The organism is Selenomonadales bacterium (genome assembly GCA_018335585.1).
Lineage (GTDB): Bacteria > Bacillota > UBA994 > UBA994 > UBA994 > UBA994.
This window is the reverse complement of record JAGXRZ010000040.1, coordinates 138384-159428: the sequence shown is the minus strand read 5'-3', so window position 1 is coordinate 159428 and position 21045 is coordinate 138384. Positions and strand designations below refer to the sequence as shown.

Here is a 21045-nt window from a genome sequence, read left to right as displayed (position 1 = left end):
GAGAACACAGAGAGGGCACTAACAGGCCTCTGTGCCCTCCGTGACTCTGTGGTGCAAAGTCCATCTTCCCCACTCAAGCATACGTGGCACTTCGCACTTTGCACTTAGCACTTCGTGGAGGAGGGGGACCCTTTTAACCACAGAGGCGCGGAGAACACAGAGAGGGCACTAACAGGCCTCTGTGCCCTCCGTGACTCTGTGGTGCAAAGTCCATCTTCCCCCTCACCGCTCGCTGCTCACAGTTAGAACTCCGCTGGCTAGGTCCCACGTTGCGCGTGGGGCGATGCGGCGAAGCTCTGGCAGGGCGAGAAAACTCTGCGTGCCAAGCATCTGGATGGCTAGGCGGTGTCCGCCAAGCAGCACTTGGCTCGGGGAGAGGGTGCTTAGGGCAAGGCCTAACCCGCGCGCGAGGTCGTCTGCGTTTACTAGTGGGCCAAGCTCAGGGTGGACAAACACGCTGTTGAAAGATACGGTGCTGCCGTTAACAACGAGCCGTGTCACTGACAGCTGCACGGCGTTTTGGAGTTCGTCGTAGAAGTACCCGCGACCTGTGATAGCGGCGATAAGGCTGCCACGCAAGAATATCTGCTGATTATAGAACACTGCATCTCTTGGCGTAAGCGGCAGGCCGCCCAAGAAAGCTTCGCCCCCTGCTTCCGTGTATGTCACACCAAGAAGTCGCTCCACGATGGGTAACGGCAGGAACAACTCGTTGTCGCTCCTTAGCGCACCCACTGCCACTATCTGCCCGTTGTTTTCCACCCGCGGGTAATGGCTTAAAACAAACGAACCTGCAAAGGGCTCGCGTAGGCTTAGGCGAAGCCAGCTAGGCACAGAGGCACCGATTTGCGACGCCGCCTCGTCCACATGACTCGCCTTATCTCGCATACGCCCATAGACGTCGTGAAAGACTTCGATAAACGGCGCACCTGTTATCATGTCGCTCCGCTTGACTACCGGCTCATACAGAATGGTGACGGGTATGCGCACGCCGTTTGGCAACATATCAAAGAGCCTTTCCACATCGCGATTGTGCATACGCATACAGCCGAGTGAGACGGAAGTCCCTATAGAAGCGGGAGCGTTTGTGCCGTGGACGCCATAGCCGTCGTGCCTATGCACTACGATAGTCATCCCCGGCACTATGCGTGTCGTAGCAGGCAGGCTGTTCCATCTGCGGAGAGTAGCGGCGGTAGTGCGGTGTTGCCGCGCTAACGACTCCCAGGTTTCGTTGCCCCGCAGCGTAATGCTGTCGATAGTCATTAACCCTAGCCAGCGCGTGCCCAGCGGATTGGCCGGCCCTGCAGCCATTACTTGACCCGTTATTGGACTCCGCCATGCCGGGTGCTTTGCTCGGGAGAAAATCTCAAAGCGCCGCGTAGGCGATGACACCGGCGTAGGCGTAGTCACCCTGCCAATGGAAATGGCGTAGCTGGCCACTAGCTCCTGACCGACAAAATGCCGCAGTCTAAACTCCGGCAGGTTAATAACTATGGAATGGCTGCCTTCATTACGGGCCGAGGCAGGCACAACAAACAAACTGCAACCGACGACTAAGGCAACAGCCAACACCTGACGCAAAAACCGCATTATTGCGCTCCTTTCTTAAGCCACATTAGTATATGCAGAAACGTGCGGCGCTAAGAAAAGACATAGAAATGCAATACAAAATGCGTTGCTTTCGCTCGCCCATTCCTGTATAGTTGTCCACATCATGAATATATATTCATAGCGACGGTGCGATGCGCGGACGGTCAGCACCTGTCGCCGGCCGGACATACCTGACTTGCGACAATTTTTGTGCGAAATGCAGGATTTGCGGTTGCGAGAATAGTATATTACATGAAGAAGTATTGCTTCTTGGCATTCGACATCATTAAGGAGGGAAATGAATGGTAAGAAAATGTCTAGTTGTTCTGGCGGCAGTGTCGCTCCTAGTCGCAGGTTTTTATGGCTTGGGGCCCACAGCTACGGCGTCGCCTAGAATTGCCGTCAACATTAACGGCCGACCCCTAGTAACCGACGTCGCCCCCGCCATCGTAAACGGGCGCACATTAGTGCCCTTCCGTGCCATTTTTGAGGCTCTCGGAGCCAGAGTAGAATGGGACGAAGCTACTAGCACTGTGCGCGGCACCAGAGGACAGACCACCGTCAGGCTGACCCTCGGGCAGCGGATGGCCTTTGTCAACGGCGCACCATTACCTATCGATGTAGCGCCGCAAATCCTTAACGGCCGCACCATGGTACCGGGCCGCTTCGTGGCCGAGACCCTAGAAGGCAAGGTAGACTGGATTGCAGCCACTAACACCGTGTCCATCACTACCCCGATCGAGCCTGCCGTCGGCGGTGAAATCGTGTTTGGCTTGGGCGGCGACCCGACGACGCTAAACCCAATCCTTAGCACCGATGCCGGATCAAATACCGTCATCGGCATGATTCACAACGGCTTGGTGCGCACAAACGAGCGCCTTGAGTTTATGGGTGACCTGGCGGAAGACTGGATTGTCAGCCCCGACAACTTGACCCTAACTTTCTTTATGCGCCGCGGCGTGCAGTGGCACGACGGTCGCCCCTTTACCGCCCACGATGTTAAGTTCACCTACGACACAATCATGCACCCCGATTACACCGGCGTGCGCAGGCGGGACTTCCGCGCGGTGCGCGAAATTACCGCACCGAACGACCACACTTTGGTTATTCGGCTTAGCCAAGTAGACGCCGCGTTTATCTCGAAGCTGACTATCGGCATTATCCCCCGCCACATCTTTAGCGGCACTCCGGTAGCACAGCTGCGCGAGCATCCTCGCAGTCGCTCTCCGATTGGTACGGGGCCATACTTCTTTAGGCAGTGGATCCCCGGGCAGTTCGTAGTGCTCGAGCGCAACCCCAACTACTTCTGGGCAGGCAACGAGCCCTACATAGAGCGCATTCGCTACCGCATTATTCACGACACACAAGCTATGCTGGTGGCGCTTGAAGCCGGGCAAATCGACTGGATGGGCAACATTCCCGTAGACGACATCGAGCGCGTGCGCACGCAGCACGCGGCACGGCTGCAGTTTAGGGAACTAAGACAGCATGGCTATTGGTATATCGGCATGAAGCAGGATCACCCCATCTTTAAGGATGTGCGCGTCCGGCATGCCATGAAGTACGCACTTGATCGTCCGGGCATGGTACAGACCCTCTTTAAGGGGTACGGCACCGTCATTAACGCTGACCAACCCCCAACCTCCTGGGCGCATAACCCTAACGTCTACAATTACCCGCATAATCGCCAAAAGGCCATCGACCTCCTGGTGCAGGCCGGATGGAACAGGGTAGGAGCAGACGGCATACGCATGAACGCTCAAGGCCAGCGCCTAGCGTTTAACCTCATCAGCGCCTCCGGCGACCAAACCCGTACCGAAATGTTAGCCATTATCCGCAACCAGTGGCGCGCGGTCGGGATTGACATGAACATTGAGCTTTTTGAAGTCTCCGTGTACTTCGGCAAGCTCGACGCCGGTGAATTCGAGATTTACCAGTGGGGTTGGAACCTTAGCCTAGACCCGGATAACTTCATCTTCTTCCACTCTAGCTCTGGTTTTAATGCCGAGGGCGTCCTCATGGGCTTTAACGACGTCGGCTACAACAACCCGCAAGTTGACCGCCTCATTGAACAAGCCCGCGGTACCTTCGACCAAGAGCGGCGCCGTCAGCTCTATTGGGAAATCTCCTCGATCCTCAACCGCGACCTCCCATACATCTTCCTCTACAACCGCAACCAAGTAGCAGCCCATCACAGGCGCATCCAAGGGATAGTGTGGTCTCATATCGGCACGCTGTTCCCGGAAAAGTGGTTTATCGGTAGATAGTCTGGCGAGCAATGGGCAGGGAGAATTGCTCCCTGCCCGTTTTTGCGATTATAAGTTCTGACTTTTGCGTGGAAAGGGTGTTACACCTTGGCTGGGTACATCGCTCGTCGCGTTATGCAGATGGTTATCCTCCTTATCGGTATCAGTATTGTTTCGTTTGGCATCATGCACTTAGCCCCGGGCAGCCCCATTGACCTTATGGTAGACCGCACGGCCACCGCCGAGGACCGGGCGCGCATAGCTGCTATCTACGGCTTTGATAGGTCAATCCCCGAGCAGTACATCCGCTGGGCGGGACAGGTTGTCCGCGGCGAGTTCGGAAACTCCTTTGTGACCGGCGAACCTGTCTTAGATATGATCACAGCCCGTCTGCCGGCCACACTGTTACTTAACTTCCTTACCCTGATCATTATCTACCTCTTGTCGATACCAATCGGCATCATCTCTGCAGTTAGACAGTATTCGTGGTTTGACCATGTGGTGACCTTTTATGCCTTCCTTGGGCAGTCGATGCCGCAGTTCTGGCTTGCACTGCTATTGCTGTACTATGTAGGACTGCGCTTCCCCTTTATCCAAACCACAGGCATGGCAACGTGGGGGGTTTCGATTGCCGAACACGGGCTATGGTATTTCCTGGTCGACCGCGTGCGATATCTCATTCTGCCGCTAGCGGTAGTGAGCTTTACAAACTTAGCTAGCATTACGCGCTATATGCGCGCTAGTATGCTCGAGGTTGTTAGTCAAGATTATGTGCGTACCGCTAGGGCAAAAGGCTTGCCGCAAATCAAAGTAATCCTTAAGCACGCTTTGCGTAACGCCCTCTTGCCCATTGTCACCTTGATTGGCTTTGAGTTGCCGATTCTCTTTAGCGGCTCCGTTATCATTGAGACCATCTTCTCGTGGCCTGGCGTAGGCCTTTTGAGCTGGAATGCTGTGATGCAGAGAGACTACCAAGTGATTATGGCTTTTAATCTACTGGGAGCGTCGTTAATGGTTCTAGGCGCGTTCCTTGCGGACATGCTGTATCTCGTGGTCGACCCCCGCATCAAGTACAACTAAGGTGGTGAGCGGTTTGAAATCTAGTGTTGCACCTAACGTAACACCTCTGGTTTTGGCAATGCCCAAAGAAGAAACCTACGCGCGCATGGTTTGGCGCCGTTTTCGCCGCCATAAGCTGGCCATGGTCAGTTTGTTTGTGTTGCTCCTGCTCTATGGCATGGCTATTTTTGCGCCGCTTGTGGCGCCGCACCATTACGACCATATGGACTTCACTAAGTCACTGCAGCCCCCATCGCTCACCAGCTGGTTTGGCACTGACCGCATCGGCGGAGACATCTTTAGCCGGGTAGTTTGGGGGAGCCGCATCAGTCTCTCGGTAGGATTCGTGGCAGCAGGCATTGCCCTAGTTATCGGCACGATAATCGGCGCGGTGGCAGGCTACTTCGGCGGCGTCATTGACGACATTCTCATGCGCTTTACCGAAGTAGTGGCTTCCTTTCCCACGATGTTTCTCCTCCTGACCGTGATTGCCGTACTCCCGCGCAGCACCATGAACATTATGATAGTTATTGGTGCTACCGCTTGGCCGGGACTCGCGCGCATGGTGCGAGGTCAGTTTCTGTCCTTGCGCGAAATGGACTACGTAGAAGCCGCGCGGGCGATTGGAGCGACAGATTCAAGTATTGTGTTTACGCACATTTTGCTTAACACCATGGCTCCTATCATTGTTAATGCCTCGTTGCGCATCGGCGGAGCCATTTTGGTCGAGTCTGGCCTTAGTTTCCTTGGGCTTGGCGTCATCTCGCCTCCTAGCTGGGGAACTATCCTTAACGGCGGCAGGCCCTTGCTCCGCAGCGCGCCGTGGATTAGCACTATCCCGGGGCTGTTTATCTTCGTGACAGTATTGGCCTTTAACTATGTGGGCGACGGCTTGCGCGATGCACTTGACCCCCGTGCCACGCGGTAGCTTTTAAGGAGGGTATGTATGACTGAGCGTTTGCTAGAAGTTAATAACCTCAAGACTTCCTTTCGAGACAAAGACGGACATTTCGTCCCGGCCGTAGACGGCATTACATTTCACGTCAACCAAGGCGAAACGTTGGGAATTGTAGGGGAGAGCGGCTGCGGTAAGAGCGTCACCATGCTCTCGGTGATGCGGCTCCTCGACATCCCCCCGGCGCGTGTAGAGGCCGAAAGCGTTAAGCTCTTGGGCCAAGACCTGCTCGCCCAAAGCGAAAAAGCTATGCAGGGGATTCGCGGTAATCTCATGTCGATGATCTTTCAGGAACCGATGACGAGCCTTAACCCCGTGTTTACTATCGGCGACCAAATTGCGGAGACGCTCGAGCTACACCAAAAGCTGCACAAGGCCAAGGCCCACGCTAAGGCCGTTGAGATGTTGCGCAAAGTGGGCATCCCTAGTGCCGAGCGGCGCGCCCTAGATTACCCCCACCAACTTTCCGGCGGTATGCGACAGAGGGTGATGATTGCCATGGCCTTAGCGTGCAACCCAAAACTCCTGATTGCGGATGAGCCTACGACCGCGCTTGACGTCACTATCCAAGCCCAAATTCTCGACCTAATTCGCGATTTGCGCCAAGAGATGGGCATGAGCATTGTGCTGATTACGCACGACCTCGGCGTAGTAGCCGAGACCGCCGACCGCGTAGTTGTAATGTATGCCGGCAAGATTGTGGAAGAAGCCAGTGCCATAGACCTCTTCGAGCGGCCTAAGCACCCCTACACCGAGGGACTCCTCCATTCCATCCCGAGGCTCGACAAACAAAGCGACCGCCTGCACGTCATTAAGGGCGTAGTGCCGCACCCCATGCATATGCCGCTTGGGTGTCGCTTTAACCCGCGCTGCCCTTACGCTAAGGAGCGGTGCTACACTGAGTCCCCGCCAGAGGTTGATATCGGCGAAGGGCACCGCGTCAGCTGCTGGTATCCCCTACCTGACCACAATACCGGGGAGGTATCGGCATGAGCGAGCTGTTACTTGAAGTCAATAATCTGGTTAAGTACTTTCCCATACGCGCCGGTTTCCTGCGCCGGATAGTTAACCATGTACGTGCGGTCGATGGCGTCAGCTTCACCGTACACAAGGGCGAGACACTTGGTTTGGTGGGCGAGAGCGGCTGCGGCAAGACTACCACAGCGCGCACCATTTTGCGCTTGCAGGAACCGACCTCAGGCAGCATCAAGTTCGAAGGGCAAGACCTTCTCAAGCTGCGCAAACGGGAACTGCGCTTAAAGCGGCGCGATATGCAGATTATCTTCCAAGACCCTTACTCGTCACTTAACCCCCGCCTCACGGTAGGGCAGATTATCGGCGAACCGCTGCGTATACACAAAATGGTAGCGGGTGCCGACTTAGAAGCACGAGTTAAATCACTCCTAGAAAAAGTCGGGCTCGCTTCGTATCACTACCGCCGCTACCCGCATGAGTTTAGTGGCGGGCAACGACAGCGCATCGGCATTGCGCGAGCCCTAGCTCTTAACCCCAAGCTAATCGTCTGCGACGAACCGGTGTCGGCACTAGATGTTTCTATTCAATCGCAGATCCTCAATCTCTTGGAAGACCTGCAGAAAGAGTTCGATCTGACGTATCTCTTTATCGCGCACAACTTAAGTGTAGTTAAGCACATTTCCGACAGAGTAGGCGTCATGTATCTAGGCAAGCTTGTTGAAATGACAACTTCAAACAAGCTCTACGCTGAGCCGCTGCATCCGTATACGCAGGTACTGCTCTCTGCTATTCCGCAGCCTGACGCTAGGCGCGAGCGTAAGCGGATTGTCGTGCAAGGCGATGTCCCAAGCCCCATTAACCCGCCAGCCGGGTGTCGCTTCCACACACGTTGCCCATATGTTGTCGACCGCTGCAAGAGCGAAGTACCGGAGTGGTCAGAAGTGCGGCCGGAGCATTTCGTGGCTTGTCACCTTGCGAAGTAAAACGGACAGGCCTAGCGCCTGTCCTCTTTGTCCATGTTTACCCAAGCGTCTAACTTGTAGTCGCTTGGGTCGCGAATTTGTGCGATTTGGTCTTCGTATTTGTCCACAAACAGGTGCCCCTGCTCATCTATGGAGCAGTAGAAAACTTCGCTAGCAAACTCCACGCCGTGCGCTTTAAGCATTTGCTTGAGCCACGCTTCATCCTTCTTTAAGTCCGAGAGGTTCTTAGACATAATCTCGCCGTCGACTATAAGCTCCATTTCGATGCCGGCATACTCGCCTTTTAGCCCTATCTCCTGGCGCGAGGGCGGCTCCTTATGCGGGCTCTTTTGCACACTTAGTTCGCCCGTAGTCTCAAGTATGGCGTATTCCACATCGGCTAGGCTAAAGGCGTTCATGGCACGCAACTGAGCGCGCAGGTCGTCCACTGTGTAACGTACTTTGCCTAAGTTTCCCTCAAGGATTTTGCCTCTATGCACGAGAATGGTCGGCTCGCCGTCTAGGAGCTTGCGCAGCTTGCGGCTAGAGAGGGCTATTACGGCAGAGAGGACGGTCAACCCGGTCCAGGCTAAGAGAGCTACCCATGCTTCCCAGCCAACTGTCAGGTCGCTTGCCGCAATCGCCGCAATAGAGCCAATGGTGATGCCCGAGATAAAGTCAAAGAAAGTCATCTGACTTAGCTGCTGTTTGCCAACGAAGCGCACCATGAGGAACAAAAAGAGAAAGGCAGCGAAAGTGCGCAGCAGTACCGCTACTAGGGTCATCTGCGTCACCTCCCTGCCCTTGGTCTGTTAGTAGGTCCCTCTATCGCGCTTCTGTTTCTGACCTGTCGTGCCCGCGGCCCCACCGGTGCCCCCTAGCGTGGTAGTGCCCGTTGTGCCGCCGGAGATGTTGTAGGTGCCCTGAATCTCCTGGGCGTACTGTGGTTCTTGCTGCATAATGTAATCCATACGGCCACGCAACTGCTGTGCGGATTGGTCCATGCTCTGGCTTAACTGCTGAAACATCTGCTTGGCTTGTTGGTCTTGTGTCTGCAGGGCGAAGCTTTTAAGATTTGCCGCTGCACCTTCAATGTTTGCTAAGCACTGCGCCACTTGGCTCGCTATTGTCACAAACCTACCTCCTTAATCTTTTGGCCTTAATCTTTTGGACCGAGTGTAGTTTGCGCGAATTGTCTCGCGCCAAATCGTGGTAGATGTTGGATTTCTATTGTTCTGGTATTTGGTATAATAATGGCGAGTCTACGGCAAAGGCGGGTGAAGTATGAAAGGTAAAGATGCTCTCTTAGACAGACAAACGCTATTAAGATCGTATTTTGACAGGCTCGAGGCCGCCGACGCCAACTTGCGCGCTGTCATTGAAGCAATGGAGGCAGCCCTGCTCGCGGTGGACGGTGCAGGCAAGATAGTTTACGCGAACGGCGCTGCGGAGGCGCTCGTTGCCGAGTGCGGCGGCAAAGGAGCGGTTGGCTCAAACATAGGTGATTACCTGCAGAGCGAGGCAGAGCGGTATCTCATCCTCGCTCAGCGCGAAAAAACAACCTTCGTCACGACGCTTTCCGGTCGGCGCTATCGCGTGCGCGCTGTGCCTCTCAGGGGCCGGAAAGCTACTACAGGTGCCATGCTAGTGCTCGAAGACATTTCCGAACAGGAAGTGTTAAGGCACGAACTCGAACATGAGAAGCGCTACAGCGAGGTACTAAAAACGATTCTAGAAATCGCCTACGACGGTATCATCGTGGTAGATAAGCGCGGGATAATCACCATGATGAGTCAGGCCTACCTAAACTTCTTAGGACTAAAAGAAGAGGACGCTATCGGGCGTCACGTCACCGAGGTCATAGAAAACACGCGTATGCACATCGTCTTAGAGACCGGCATCCCGGAAATCGCTGACCTGCAGTTAATTCGCGGCAACTACATGATTGCCACGCGCATTCCCATGATCAGCAACGGCGAAATAATCGGAGCGGTCGGCAAAGTGCTGTTTCGTAAAATGAGCGATCTTGAGGCCCTGCACGAGAAGATTAGCCGCATGGAGGAGCAACTTGAGCTCTACAAAGGGCAGATAAACACAGCCAACCGCTCTCGTTTTTCGTTTGCGAACATCATCGGCAGTAGCCCGGCCATAGAGGAAGTGAAGCGCCATGCGACTAGGGCTGCGCTATCTGATGCCACTGTTCTGGTGCTAGGCGAAAGCGGCGTAGGCAAGGAAGTTTTCGCGCAAGCGATCCACGCGCACAGCAAGCGGGCGGCGCATCCCTTTGTGCGCATAAACTGCGCGGCCATTCCTAACGACCTCTTGGAGATGGAGCTGTTTGGCTACGAAGAAGGCTCCTTCCTCGGCGCGCGGCCCGGCGGCAAGGCCGGCAAGTTCGAAATCGCTGACGGCGGCACGCTTTTTCTGGACGAAATCGCGGATATGCCCCTTAGCATGCAGGCTAAGATCTTGCGGGTTCTGCAGGAGCGTGAAGTTGAGAAGATTGGCGCACAGACGCCTAAACGTGTTGACGTCCGCATTATCGTCTCCTCTAATCAAGACCTAGAGGAACGCGTGCGCCTTGGGTTTTTGCGTCGCGATTTATACTACCGCATCTCTGCCTGGAGCCTCGTAATTCCACCGCTAAGGGAGCGCAAGGAGGACCTAGCCGACCTCATCGAGCATATCTTGGACAGGTATATCCAGAAGTATGGCCGGTACATCGAAGGCGTGAGCGAGAAAGCCATGAGCCTCCTGCACCGTTACTCCTGGCCGGGTAATGTGCGCGAGCTTGAGAACGAGTTAGAGCGCGCGATTGGTCAGCTCGACAAGGAATGGGTGATTCAGCCGCGGCACCTATCAGAGAAAATCACCGAAGGGCGACATGTGGAGCACATTAAGCCACTTGAAGAAGTAATGCTCGCGGCAGAGCGGCAGGCCATCCTAGACAGCCTACGACTGACGGAAAACAACAAGGCAGCTGCAGCTAAGTTGCTCGGCATCGGCCGCACTTCCCTCTATGAGAAGATGCAAAAACACAATTTACTGGAACGCAAAGACGAGGGAGAATAGCGCCTGTACGGGAACCCAAACATATTACGGCCTTGTGTCGGGCAGAAGAACACACAGGGAGCACCAGGACGGTGCTCCCTGTCGACTTTCCGTACAGTTTTTTGACGTCAAAGTGAGCCGTATTACAGCAAAATTCGCATAATTTCCTGCTTGTCGAACTTTGTCCTGCCGCTTAGACTCAAGGTGAAGGAAGAGAAGAAGGAGGACGATTTATGCGGTCTAAAGTTATGTCCGCTGCGCAAGCGGTGGCCCACATTAAAGATAACGCCACCATCGCTTGCGGCGGCTTCGTGGGCAACTGCCACCCCGAGGAACTAACATCTGCCATCGAGAAGCGCTTCTTGGCGGAAGGGCACCCCACCGACATTACGCTGGTGTACGCGGCCGGGCAAGGTGACGGCAAAGAGAAGGGCATGAACCATCTAGCCCACGAGGGATTGGTGGCTAAGGTCATCGGTGGCCACTGGGGATTAGCACCAAAGCTCGGTCGCATGGCAGTTGCCAACAAGATTAAGGCCTACAACTTACCTCAAGGAGTTATCTGTCATCTTTTCCGCGATATAGCTGCAGGCAAACCCGGCACCCTCACACATGTGGGGCTAAAAACATTTGTAGACCCGCGGCGCCAAGGCGGCAAACTAAATTCCATCACCACCGAAGATGTAGTCGAGCTGATGCACGTGCATGGCAAGGAGTATTTATTCTACAAAGCCTTCCCGGTAGATGTCGCCCTCATCCGCGGCACGTTTGCCGATGAGGACGGCAATACCACCATGCACAAAGAGGCCGTGACACTCGAGGCCCTCTCCATTGCGCAAGCTGTGCGCAACTCCGGTGGCTTTGTCATTGTGCAGGTAGAGCGCGTTGTCGCCAAGGGAACACTTGACCCGCGTCTCGTGAAAATCCCCGGCATTCTCGTTGATGCCGTGGTCGTAGCGGCACCTGAAAACCATATGCAGACCTTTGCCGAGCAATTTAACCCGGCTTACTGCGGTGACGCTAAGGTTCCCGTGCAGTCGCTAAAGAAGCTCCCGCTAGATGAACGCAAAGTTATTGCCCGCCGCGCCGCGATGGAACTTGTGCCGCAGGCCATCACGAACTTAGGTATCGGCATGCCGGAAGGCGTGGCACTTGTCGCTAACGAAGAAGGTATTGGCGAGCACCTCCGCCTAACCATTGAGTCAGGCCCTATCGGCGGCGTCCCGGCAGGCGGCTTAAGCTTTGGCTGCTCCACCAACCCGGATGCAATTATCGACCAAGCCTACCAGTTTGACTTCTATGACGGCGGCGGTCTCGACGTGGCCTTCCTTGGCTTGGCCCAATGCGACATCGCCGGTAATGTCAACGTCAGCAAATTTGGCGTGCGCGTCGCCGGCGCGGGCGGGTTCGTCAACATCACGCAAAACGCCAAGAAGGTTGTGTTCTGCGGCACCTTTACCGCAGGCGACCTCCAAGTGAAGGTAGAAGACGCTCAACTCAAAATCGTGCAGGAAGGCCCGCACGTTAAGTTTATCGATGAGGTCGAGCATGTAACCTTTAGCGGCGATTATGCGCGCGAGAACAAGCGCAGAGTTGTTTATGTCACGGAGAGGGCAGTCTTTGAGCTGCAAGCGCAAGGCTTAGTCCTCACAGAAATCGCACCCGGCGTTGACCTGCAAAAGGACATTCTAGACCTCATGGCCTTTAAGCCGATTATCAGCCCAGAGCTTAAGCTAATGGACCAGAGGATTTTCGTGGAACCACCTATGGGGCTAAACTTAGTCTAATCGGCTAATCTTTCGGTAGCAGATCTTGGGCCGGGCTAAGCGCTCGGCTCAAGGATGCGATATAGACAAGGAGGGGAAATTAATGTTAGGTCTAATTCTTGGTTTGGGGCTCCTTATGTTCCTAGCGTACAAAGGCATGTCCATCATCTGGATTGCCCCAATCTGCGCACTCGTCGTCGCTGTCTTTGGCGGTCTGCCCTTACTCCCTACGTATACGACGACGTACATGGACGGGTTTGTTGGCTTCACACGCTCTTGGTTCCCCATCTTTATGTTAGGCGCAATCTTTGGTAAAATCATGGAAGAGACCGGGATGGCGCAGGCAGTTGCCCATTGGTTTGTGCAAATCCTTGGCAAGCAGCGCGCTATCCTGGCAGTAGTCGTCGGCTGTGCTATTCTGACTTACGGTGGCGTCAGCCTGTTCGTTGTTGTGTTCGCTATGTATCCTCTCGCCCTCGCTCTCTTTAGAGAAGCCAATATTTCCCGTAAGCTTATTCCAGGTTGTATCGCGCTTGGCTCATTTACTTTCACCATGACTGCCCTGCCGGGCACACCGCAGATTCAGAACCTTATCCCCATGGAATTCTTTAAGACTCCAGCCACCGCTGCCCCCATTATGGGTATTGCCGCCGGTATTGTGCTCATGGTAGGCGGCTACCTATACATGATCTGGAAAGAAAAGCGCCTCACGGCGGCAGGCGAAGTCTTTACCGAAGGCAAAGGCGCACCAAAGAGCGTCGACGCCTCGAAACTACCCAATACTCTCCTCTCCTTCGTTCCCATCATCGTAGTACCCGCCACGCTAAATCTGCCCTTCCTCAAGTTCCCCCCCATTCTTGCTCTGCTTTCCGGTATTGTTGTAGCTATCGCCCTTAACCCGGGCATCCTAAAGAAACTAGTCGCCACGATTAACGCAGGTGCCAACGCTTCGCTTATAGCGATTATCAACACCAGTGCCGCCGTCGGCTTCGGCATGGTAGTGCGCGCGGTACCCGCTTTTAAGACCTTGACCGATGCCCTCATGGACCTTGGCGGCAACCCGCTAATTTCGCTATCATTGGCAGTTAACGCGCTTGCCGGCGCAACCGGGTCTGCCTCGGGTGGTCTAGGTATTGCGCTACGGGCGCTTGGCGCAGAATATTTGGCCTTAGCGCAGGCAACCGGACTTAATCCCGAAGCCCTGCACAGAATCGCCTCGCTGTCTTCCGGCGGTTTGGACACCCTGCCGCATAACGGTGCCGTGCTTACACTGCTCGCAGTTACAGGCTTAACCCATCAAGACTCCTACTTCGACATCTTTGTCGTATCGCTGCTAATGCCCGTCCTAGCCACCGTTGTCGCCATAGTTCTTGCCAGCATGGGGTTAGTCTAAGTCGGACCGAGTTTCCACCCCGCAGAACGCGAGTGACGGCAGAAAGGAGGCTACTCCTTTCTGCCTCTCGCTCTGAGTAAAATCAAGGGAGGTTTGTTTATGAGACTCAAGGACAAAGTCGCAATCGTCACCGGCGGAGGACGCGGCATCGGCGAAGCTACTGCTAAAGCCTTTGCCCGCGAAGGCGCAAAAGTTGTAGTTGCCGACATGAACCAAGGGGATATCGACCGCACTGTAGCTGAAATCACGCAAGGCGGCGGGCAAGCTATCGGTTGCCTCGTCAACGTTACCGACCGCGCCATGGTGGACGCTTTGGTGCAGACCACGCAGACCCAGTTCGGCCGTATCGACATCCTTGTTAACAACGCCGGCATCACCGCCGACAACACGCTCGCCAAGATGACCGAGGCAGAATGGGATAGAGTTATTGACGTCAACTTAAAGGGTGTCTTCCACTGCGGCCAAGCCGTAGCCAAAGTAATGACCGAACAGGGCGGCGGGGTAATCCTTAACGCTTCGTCGGTTGTAGGCATCTACGGCAACTTCGGTCAAACTAACTATGCGGCCACCAAGTGGGGCGTTATCGGTATCACTAAGAGCTGGGCCAAGGAACTTGGCCGCAAGGGTATTAGGGTTAACGCAGTAGCGCCAGGGTTTATCCTGACACCTATGACAGATAAAATGCCGGAAAAGGTGCTTGAGATGATGAAGGATAAGTCCCCGCTCAAGACCCTTGGCTACCCCGATGACATTGCCGCGGCTTACGTGTATCTGGCCTCGGATGAGGCGCGCTTTGTTACCGGTGCGGTTCTCTCGGTTGATGGCGGCCTAGTGCTGTAGTTTAAGCTAAGAGGAGGAAGAGTAATGGCTAAGGTCTACTTAGTAGCCGCAAAGCGCACTGCCATCGGGTCCTTTAACGGTGCCTTGGCTGCCGTGCATCCGGCTGAGCTAGGTGCCGCAGTAGTAAAGGACTTGCTGCAGACGACCGGCATTCCCGCAGCCGATGTCGACGAAGTAATTGTCGGCAACATACTCCCCGCCGGACTCGGGCAAGGTCTGGCACGTCAAGTATCGATTAAGGCTGGGGTTCCCATTGGAGTCCCCGCTTACAGCCTAAACATGGTCTGCGGCTCGGGCATGAAGGCGCTGTTTAACGCTTACGCCAATATCAAGGCCGGACTGCACCACGTCGTCATTGCCGGCGGCACGGAGAACATGTCGATGACCCCCTACATTTTGCCTAACGCGCGCTCAGGCTTCAGAATGGGTCACGTACAGGCGCTCGACCACATGATTCACGACGCACTGACAGACGCCTACAACAATGTCCATATGGGCATTACCGCCGAGAACATTGTAGAGAAGCACGGCATCCCCAGGCAGGTACAGGACGACTTCGCCTTTAACTCGCAGAAGAAGGCCATTGCCGCTGTAGATGCCGGGCGCTTTAAGGACGAGATTACGCCGGTGGAGATTAAGGATCGCAAAGGCACCGTTGTCGTGTCGCAAGACGAGTATCCAAACCGCGCTGCGGCTGCCGACAAGTTTGCTGGATTGCGGGCTGCCTTTAAGAAAGATGGCACGATTACCGCTGGCAACGCATCTGGGATAAACGACGGCGCAGCCTTCACCGTCGTAGCTTCCGAGCAGGCAGTCGCCAAATACGGACTTACCCCGCTAGCCGAGATTATTGGCATAGGTCAGGGCGGCGTCGAGCCTTTGGTAATGGGTCTGGGCCCGGTTCCCGCTGTTTCGGCGGCACTAAAGCATGCAGGCGTCAAGTTGGCGGATATGGATCTGCTCGAGCTTAACGAAGCATTTGCCGCACAGTCGCTCGGCGTGGTGAAAGAACTGAGCGAAGAGCACGGCGTAAGTGAGGAATCCATCCTCGCGAAGTGCAACGTCAACGGCGGCGCCATTGCTTTAGGTCACCCCGTCGGAGCATCAGGCGCACGCATAATTACTACCCTAGCGCACGAAATGAAAAAACGCGGCTCGAAGCTCGGCTTGGCCTCGCTCTGCATCGGCGGCGGCATGGGCACGGCGATTGTCCTAAAGAACATCTAGTCGCACATCTTCTGCATCTAGCCAACAGGTGGGCCGAGCTCGCGCTCGCCCACCTGTTGCTTATGCGTGAAGTCGATGCTATACTACTTGTGGCTTCACTCATGCCGAGATGGCGGAATGGCAGACGCACTTGACTCAAAATCAAGCGTCCTCTGGACATGTGGGTTCAAGTCCCACTCTCGGCACCAGCCAGCAATAGCAAGGACCTTCGGGTCCTTTTTAGTTTAGTTTTTCGAGTCTTTTCGGTGGGCTACTAAGAGCTTATCCGCGAATTATCCGCGAATCTGGTGAAAACCAAAGTCCACAATAGGCCAGCGGCTTCTTGTCGTCGATTGTCACCGCGGCTGTTTCAAACACAAGGCCCATTTGTTATAATGTTCATAAGCGCCGGTAGTGATTCCCAAGGAGGGACCTCAGCCAAACGCGTGCACGTCAGGATGAGCCTTGTTTTCATGGAGGCTTTCTGCGGAAATGCGCCTAGCATGCACGCAAATGTCTGCGCTAGGCTACTAGAATAGTTACAGGGGTGTTGACAGGTGGCGTATCTTCAGTCCGACATCGACCAGTTGATTCAGTGCCCAAAGCGGATAACAAAACCGCCGAAACGTAGCCACACAGAGGAGCGGCAGCACAAGAAGAATGGGATAGAACTCGCTTCCCTAGACGGTAAACTGAAGTTCTCCGCTTATTTCAGGCAGCACAGCAGTTTTGAAGAGAACTACAGCGTTGGCCTTATCTACCACGCTGACGACGGGACGGAATTAACACTTATGCGCTGTAACGGCCCGCACGGTGAGCAGTCAGAGATACAGACTAATAATAACAACCACCACCCCTATACTCACATCCACCTAGCGAACGCGACGTGCATCGAGGCCGGACTTAGGGCCGACCGATACGCCGTAGTGTCGGCGGCATGTTCTTCATACCAAGACGCAATCAGATACTTTTTGACGGCAACAAACATCCAAGGCGGAGAGGTATACTTCCCATATCTAAGTCAAGCTGTACAGACCTCATACTTAAGCTCAGAAGGAGAAAACAAAGATGGCAATAGCGTACCAAGATCTACTGCGCACCCAACTGAACAATCGTATTAGCTTCAGAGAAAAGCGGCCTGGCATTGTACAGCTCTTTGCTCCTTTTTACCATGAGGACGGCGATATGGTGGATGTTTTCTTCCAAGAGATTGGGGAAGATATAGTAAGGATTAGCGATTACGGCCTTACTGTTATGCGTCTATCCTACAACTACGAGCTTGACACCCCGCACAAGGAGAAGGTCTTTACTAGGATAATAGCAGAGCATGGCCTCAAAGAAGAGCACGGCAACATCTATGCAGATACTGATGCAGAACACCTGTACATGAATCTAATGACATTCGTTCAAGTAGTGTCTAAGGTTTCGAGCATGCGGCATTTCAGCAGAGAAGTGGTAAGGAGTATGTTCTATGAGATGCTAGAGGAACACATCATGGGAAAGTTCAGCAAGTACCACCCGGCTAAGAGGACTGTCCCCCTTGTTAATAGGGACGATCTTGAGGTGGACATGTGCCTTGAGGTTGGCCACCGACCCATTTATCTGTTTGGCGTAAAAGATGCTATGAAGGCACGCTTAGTAACGATATCCTGCCTAGAGTTTCAGAAGGCGCGACTGCCCTTTAGAAGCGTGATTGTTCATGAGGACATGAGCGCTCTGTCTCCTAAGGACATCAGGCGCTTAACTAACGCTGCAGACAAGCAGTTCCCGTCTTTAGAGGACTTTAAAGCAGATGGCGAAACATATCTTGAGCGTGAGGCGGCTGCTAGCTGAGAGCTACAAAAGCGAAACAAAAGAAACAAAAGGAAACAAAAGGAAACAAAAGGGACGGTTCTTCTTGTATTTTTCAAGAAGAACCGTTCCACTTGTTGTCTATTTGGCTTTGCGCAGACGCATCAGCTCATTGTCGTGTTCATTGGTGCGATGGATGAGATCGGCCTGTAAGATTCTTTGGCTTAAGGCGTGGTCTTTTACTTGAGGCCCGCGATATGCATGCCATAGTAATACAAAGAGAACCGTCCCTTTTGTTTTTCAAATTGTCTTGGATTGCCACCGTAGCTGTTTGAAACGCAAGGCCCGTTTGGTATAATGGAGCTGAAGTCACGCGATCATTTCGAGGAGGCGTGTTAATGGCTAACACTATTTTTCAGCTAGAGCGCCACAAGCTAGATAGCTATAGAAATACCTTTATTTGTGGCGATGCAATTGATGTCATGAAGTCACTGCCACAAAACAGCATTCCACTCATCGTTACTTCTCCGCCATACAACCTAAAGAACAGCTCGGGAAATGGGATGAGGGATGGTCGCGGCGGTAAGTGGTCGAACGCGAGGCTTATTCAAGGTTACGAGACCCACAACGACAACATGCCACATCGCGAATATGTTGCTTGGCAACGTGACTGCCTAACCGAGATGGTTCGCTTGCTGACGGACGAGGGAGCAATCTTTTACAACCATAAGTGGCGAGTGCAGAACGGGTTGCTGCAGGATCGAAGTGATATTTTGGCAGGCTTCCCTGTCAGACAGATCATTATTTGGCGCCGCAAGGGAGGAATAAATTTTAACCCAGGGTATTTCCTACCTACATACGAGGTTATTTATCTTATCTGCAATAGAGGCTTCAAACTAAAGCCCAAGTGCAACAGCTATGGGGATGTATGGGAATTTACGCAGGACATGGACAATCCCCACCCCGCCCCTTTTCCGGTGGACTTAATTGAGCGAATCGTGTCGAGCTGCTATACTGACTTGGTTTTAGACCCATTTATGGGCTCAGGAACAACCGCCGTGGCTGCTCGTAATCAAGGAGTAGACTTCATCGGCATCGACATTTCCCCCGAGTACTGTGCAATGGCCAACAGGCGGCTGGCAGGTGTTAGCTGGCATGAGTAGGCCTGTCTGTGAGGTTATTGAAGACAGCCCATGGGCAAATGTATATTGGTTTGCCCGCATGCTCATAAACGGCGACAAGTATGGAGGAATAGGCACGAACTCACGGCTCTTGTCAGATCTAGCATTGTCCCTAAGAGCAATTACTAGCGACAAAGCCAATGACGACAATGTGAAGGTGAAGATCGCCCAATCAACCATCCAGACCCTTATTTCCACTAGGTATGCTAGCTCACGCGCCAAGGCAGATAGGGTGGCTCTGCTCGCGGCAGATATCACGGATAGGATTAAGACTGTGGACGATGTGACTGTTCTCGCCCTGACGTGCGAAAACGTGATGATCCCAATAAATAAGGCCTTGTCCGAGATTCCTGCAGATGATCGGGCCTATACATTGGCTACTGCAAGGGCCTACTTCGATACGCTCGGGGAGAAGGCTCTGGCAACTGTAGTACGTCTCTGGGATGATGCGGGTGTTGAGGGGTGCCTTAGAGTTGAACGGACAGCCGTAACGAGAGAGTTCGGTGCATTGCGCCGCTGCCTTGCTTTCTTGCCTGAGGCTGCGGAAGACATGGTTCTAACGGCGTTTGTCCAAGAGTTTGAGCGACGATTAGGCCAGAAGCGTAAATCGCGTGCAGGCGGCAGCCTTGAGGATATCACGGACTTCTTGTTCCATTACTTTAGTATCTCTGCAACCACGCAGCCGGAGCACTTCCAGGCAGACATTGAAGTTGACAAGTGGGTAAAGTGCAAGCAGGGCTGGCTAATTGGAATATCGTGTAAAAGAACCTTGCGAGAGAGATGGAAGCAAGTCTCGAGCGCGACGGGCGAGATATTATCCAAGTATAAGATTCGGTATCTCTGGCATCTCGTCACCTATGAGGAGGACTTGTCGGATGACAAACTTGCCCTGCTAGGTGGTCTTCGCCACCGCTTCTATTTGCGTGACGATAACAGGGTGCTTAAGGCCGCACTAGACAATGTAGGTCTGCGGGACTATGTTCGCCCCATGTCCGCCTTTATTGATGATCTAAAGGGTGAACTGCAAAAGTAACAAATATGATGGCAAACAAAAGAAACAAAAGGGACGGTTCTTCTTGTATTTTTCAAGAAGAACCGTTCCACTTGTTGTCTATTTGACCTTGCGCAAGCGCATCAGCTCATTGTCGTGTTCATTGGTGCGATGGATGAGGAAGTTAATCGCGGCCTGCACAGAATCAAAGCGGCGGTCCATATGCTCCCTTAGGTCATTGACTTGGTCGCCCCGCAGCGAGAAGGCATCAAAGAGCGCCCCGAGCTGCATGCCGTGGTCGTTTTCAATGCGGACAACGGATTCCTCTAGACGTGTAGCTCTAACGTCGAGTCGCGTCACCTTTTCATCTAGGCGCGAGACGCTGACATCTAGTTGCGTCACTTTCTCATCTAGGCGGGTTACTCTTTCACCGAGCTGCGTGACTTTATCGCCTAAACGGGTTACCCTTTCATCGAGCTGGGTGACCTTATCGTCCAAGCGGGCCACCTTGTCGTCTAACCTGGTGACCTTGTCATCTAATCCTGCCACTCTCTCTGTCAAATGCTTCTGCCCGTGGGCTAGGTCCTGCACTGATTCAGTAAGCTTCAGCAGTTGCTCCAACACAGCTTCCTGCACCTTGTCGCTCAAATCAAGACACCTCGTTTCTGCTCGTGACAGAATGATTCTCTAGCAGCAGTGTTGTTTCCTGCACAACACAAGAGAACAAGGAGGACGGAAACAAACCGAGACCAAAAGGAACGGCAGACTGTGTGAAAACATGGCTACCCCTCACTGGCAGAAAGCAGGAGGCGACAGAAACCTTGTAGGGACGTGCGTTTCGCACGTCCGCTGACGTGCCACAGGCACGTCCCTACGCCCGAGGAAGGATTTTCGCACAGTCTGACGGGTCTTCTTGTATCGGACTGCAAGATTCTTTGGCTTAAGGCGTGGTCTTTTACTTGGGGGCCGCGATATACAGGCCACAGTAATACAAAAAGAACCGTCCCTTTTGTTTTCTACGGCGCACCGCAGTGTGTTA

General features: G+C 53.8%; 18 protein-coding genes and 1 tRNA gene. 15 read left to right on the top strand and 4 right to left on the bottom strand.

Features of this window, described 5'->3' with window-relative positions; translation table 11 throughout:
- Positions 1–222 precede the first annotated feature (222 nt).
- Positions 223–1590: a L,D-transpeptidase gene (locus KGZ66_07270; protein MBS3985388.1), complete on the bottom strand. Its 1368-nt coding sequence runs from the start codon at positions 1588–1590 to the stop codon at positions 223–225.
- A 302-nt stretch (positions 1591–1892) separates the two neighbouring features.
- On the opposite strand from KGZ66_07270, the gene KGZ66_07265 reads away from it, so the two are divergent.
- The 5 genes from KGZ66_07265 (at position 1893) to KGZ66_07245 (ending at position 7808) form a co-directional block, all read left to right on the top strand.
- Positions 1893–3857: a hypothetical protein gene (locus KGZ66_07265; protein MBS3985387.1), complete on the top strand. Its 1965-nt coding sequence runs from the start codon at positions 1893–1895 to the stop codon at positions 3855–3857.
- A gap of 87 nt (positions 3858–3944) precedes the next feature.
- Positions 3945–4916, top strand: a complete 972-nt coding sequence (locus KGZ66_07260) for an ABC transporter permease (protein MBS3985386.1) — start codon at positions 3945–3947, stop codon at positions 4914–4916.
- A 13-nt stretch (positions 4917–4929) separates the two neighbouring features.
- Positions 4930–5823, top strand: coding sequence for an ABC transporter permease (locus KGZ66_07255; protein MBS3985385.1), 894 nt, complete (start codon positions 4930–4932; stop codon positions 5821–5823).
- Between the two features lie 18 nt (positions 5824–5841).
- Complete coding sequence (locus KGZ66_07250) at positions 5842–6843, top strand: ABC transporter ATP-binding protein (GenBank protein ID MBS3985384.1); 1002 nt, start codon at positions 5842–5844, stop codon at positions 6841–6843.
- Positions 6840–7808, top strand: a complete 969-nt coding sequence (locus KGZ66_07245; protein ID MBS3985383.1) for a dipeptide ABC transporter ATP-binding protein — start codon at positions 6840–6842, stop codon at positions 7806–7808. The genes KGZ66_07250 and KGZ66_07245 overlap by 4 nt, the downstream gene beginning before the upstream one ends.
- 11 nt (positions 7809–7819) lie before the next feature.
- Here the strand turns inward: KGZ66_07245 and KGZ66_07240 are convergent, their stop codons facing one another.
- Positions 7820–8572, bottom strand: coding sequence for a DUF421 domain-containing protein (locus KGZ66_07240; GenBank protein MBS3985382.1), 753 nt, complete (start codon positions 8570–8572; stop codon positions 7820–7822).
- Between the two features lie 27 nt (positions 8573–8599).
- A complete protein-coding gene (locus KGZ66_07235; GenBank protein MBS3985381.1) occupies positions 8600–8920 on the bottom strand; it encodes a DUF1657 domain-containing protein in 321 nt (106 codons plus the stop codon).
- Positions 8921–9071: 151 nt separating this feature from the next.
- On the opposite strand from KGZ66_07235, the gene KGZ66_07230 reads away from it, so the two are divergent.
- From KGZ66_07230 to KGZ66_07185, 10 genes are all read left to right on the top strand, one after another.
- On the top strand, positions 9072–10859 hold the full coding sequence (locus tag KGZ66_07230) for a sigma 54-interacting transcriptional regulator (protein ID MBS3985380.1): 1788 nt from the start codon (positions 9072–9074) through the stop codon (positions 10857–10859).
- 212 nt (positions 10860–11071) lie between these two features.
- Complete coding sequence (locus tag KGZ66_07225) at positions 11072–12625, top strand: acyl CoA:acetate/3-ketoacid CoA transferase (GenBank protein MBS3985379.1); 1554 nt, start codon at positions 11072–11074, stop codon at positions 12623–12625.
- Between the two features lie 82 nt (positions 12626–12707).
- Positions 12708–13997, top strand: coding sequence for a GntP family permease (locus tag KGZ66_07220; GenBank protein MBS3985378.1), 1290 nt, complete (start codon positions 12708–12710; stop codon positions 13995–13997).
- Between the two features lie 99 nt (positions 13998–14096).
- Positions 14097–14837: a 3-oxoacyl-[acyl-carrier-protein] reductase gene (gene fabG, locus KGZ66_07215; GenBank protein MBS3985377.1), complete on the top strand. Its 741-nt coding sequence runs from the start codon at positions 14097–14099 to the stop codon at positions 14835–14837.
- A 24-nt stretch (positions 14838–14861) separates the two neighbouring features.
- On the top strand, positions 14862–16064 hold the full coding sequence (locus KGZ66_07210) for an acetyl-CoA C-acetyltransferase (protein ID MBS3985376.1): 1203 nt from the start codon (positions 14862–14864) through the stop codon (positions 16062–16064).
- A 103-nt stretch (positions 16065–16167) separates the two neighbouring features.
- Positions 16168–16252 (top strand) — tRNA-Leu (locus KGZ66_07205).
- 348 nt (positions 16253–16600) lie between these two features.
- Positions 16601–17164, top strand: coding sequence for a hypothetical protein (locus KGZ66_07200; GenBank protein MBS3985375.1), 564 nt, complete (start codon positions 16601–16603; stop codon positions 17162–17164).
- Positions 17112–17876: a DUF1828 domain-containing protein gene (locus KGZ66_07195; protein MBS3985374.1), complete on the top strand. Its 765-nt coding sequence runs from the start codon at positions 17112–17114 to the stop codon at positions 17874–17876. The genes KGZ66_07200 and KGZ66_07195 overlap by 53 nt, the downstream gene beginning before the upstream one ends.
- A 356-nt stretch (positions 17877–18232) precedes the next feature.
- On the top strand, positions 18233–18997 hold the full coding sequence (locus KGZ66_07190) for a site-specific DNA-methyltransferase (GenBank protein MBS3985373.1): 765 nt from the start codon (positions 18233–18235) through the stop codon (positions 18995–18997).
- Positions 18990–20048 carry a hypothetical protein gene (locus KGZ66_07185; protein MBS3985372.1) on the top strand — a complete coding sequence of 353 codons (1059 nt, stop codon included), beginning with the start codon at positions 18990–18992 and terminating at the stop codon, positions 20046–20048. Before KGZ66_07190 ends, KGZ66_07185 begins: the two co-directional genes overlap by 8 nt.
- 78 nt (positions 20049–20126) lie before the next feature.
- Here KGZ66_07185 and KGZ66_07180 read toward each other — a convergent pair whose 3' ends face one another.
- Positions 20127–20654 carry a hypothetical protein gene (locus tag KGZ66_07180; protein MBS3985371.1) on the bottom strand — a complete coding sequence of 176 codons (528 nt, stop codon included), beginning with the start codon at positions 20652–20654 and terminating at the stop codon, positions 20127–20129.
- Between the last annotated feature and the right edge of the window lie 391 nt (positions 20655–21045).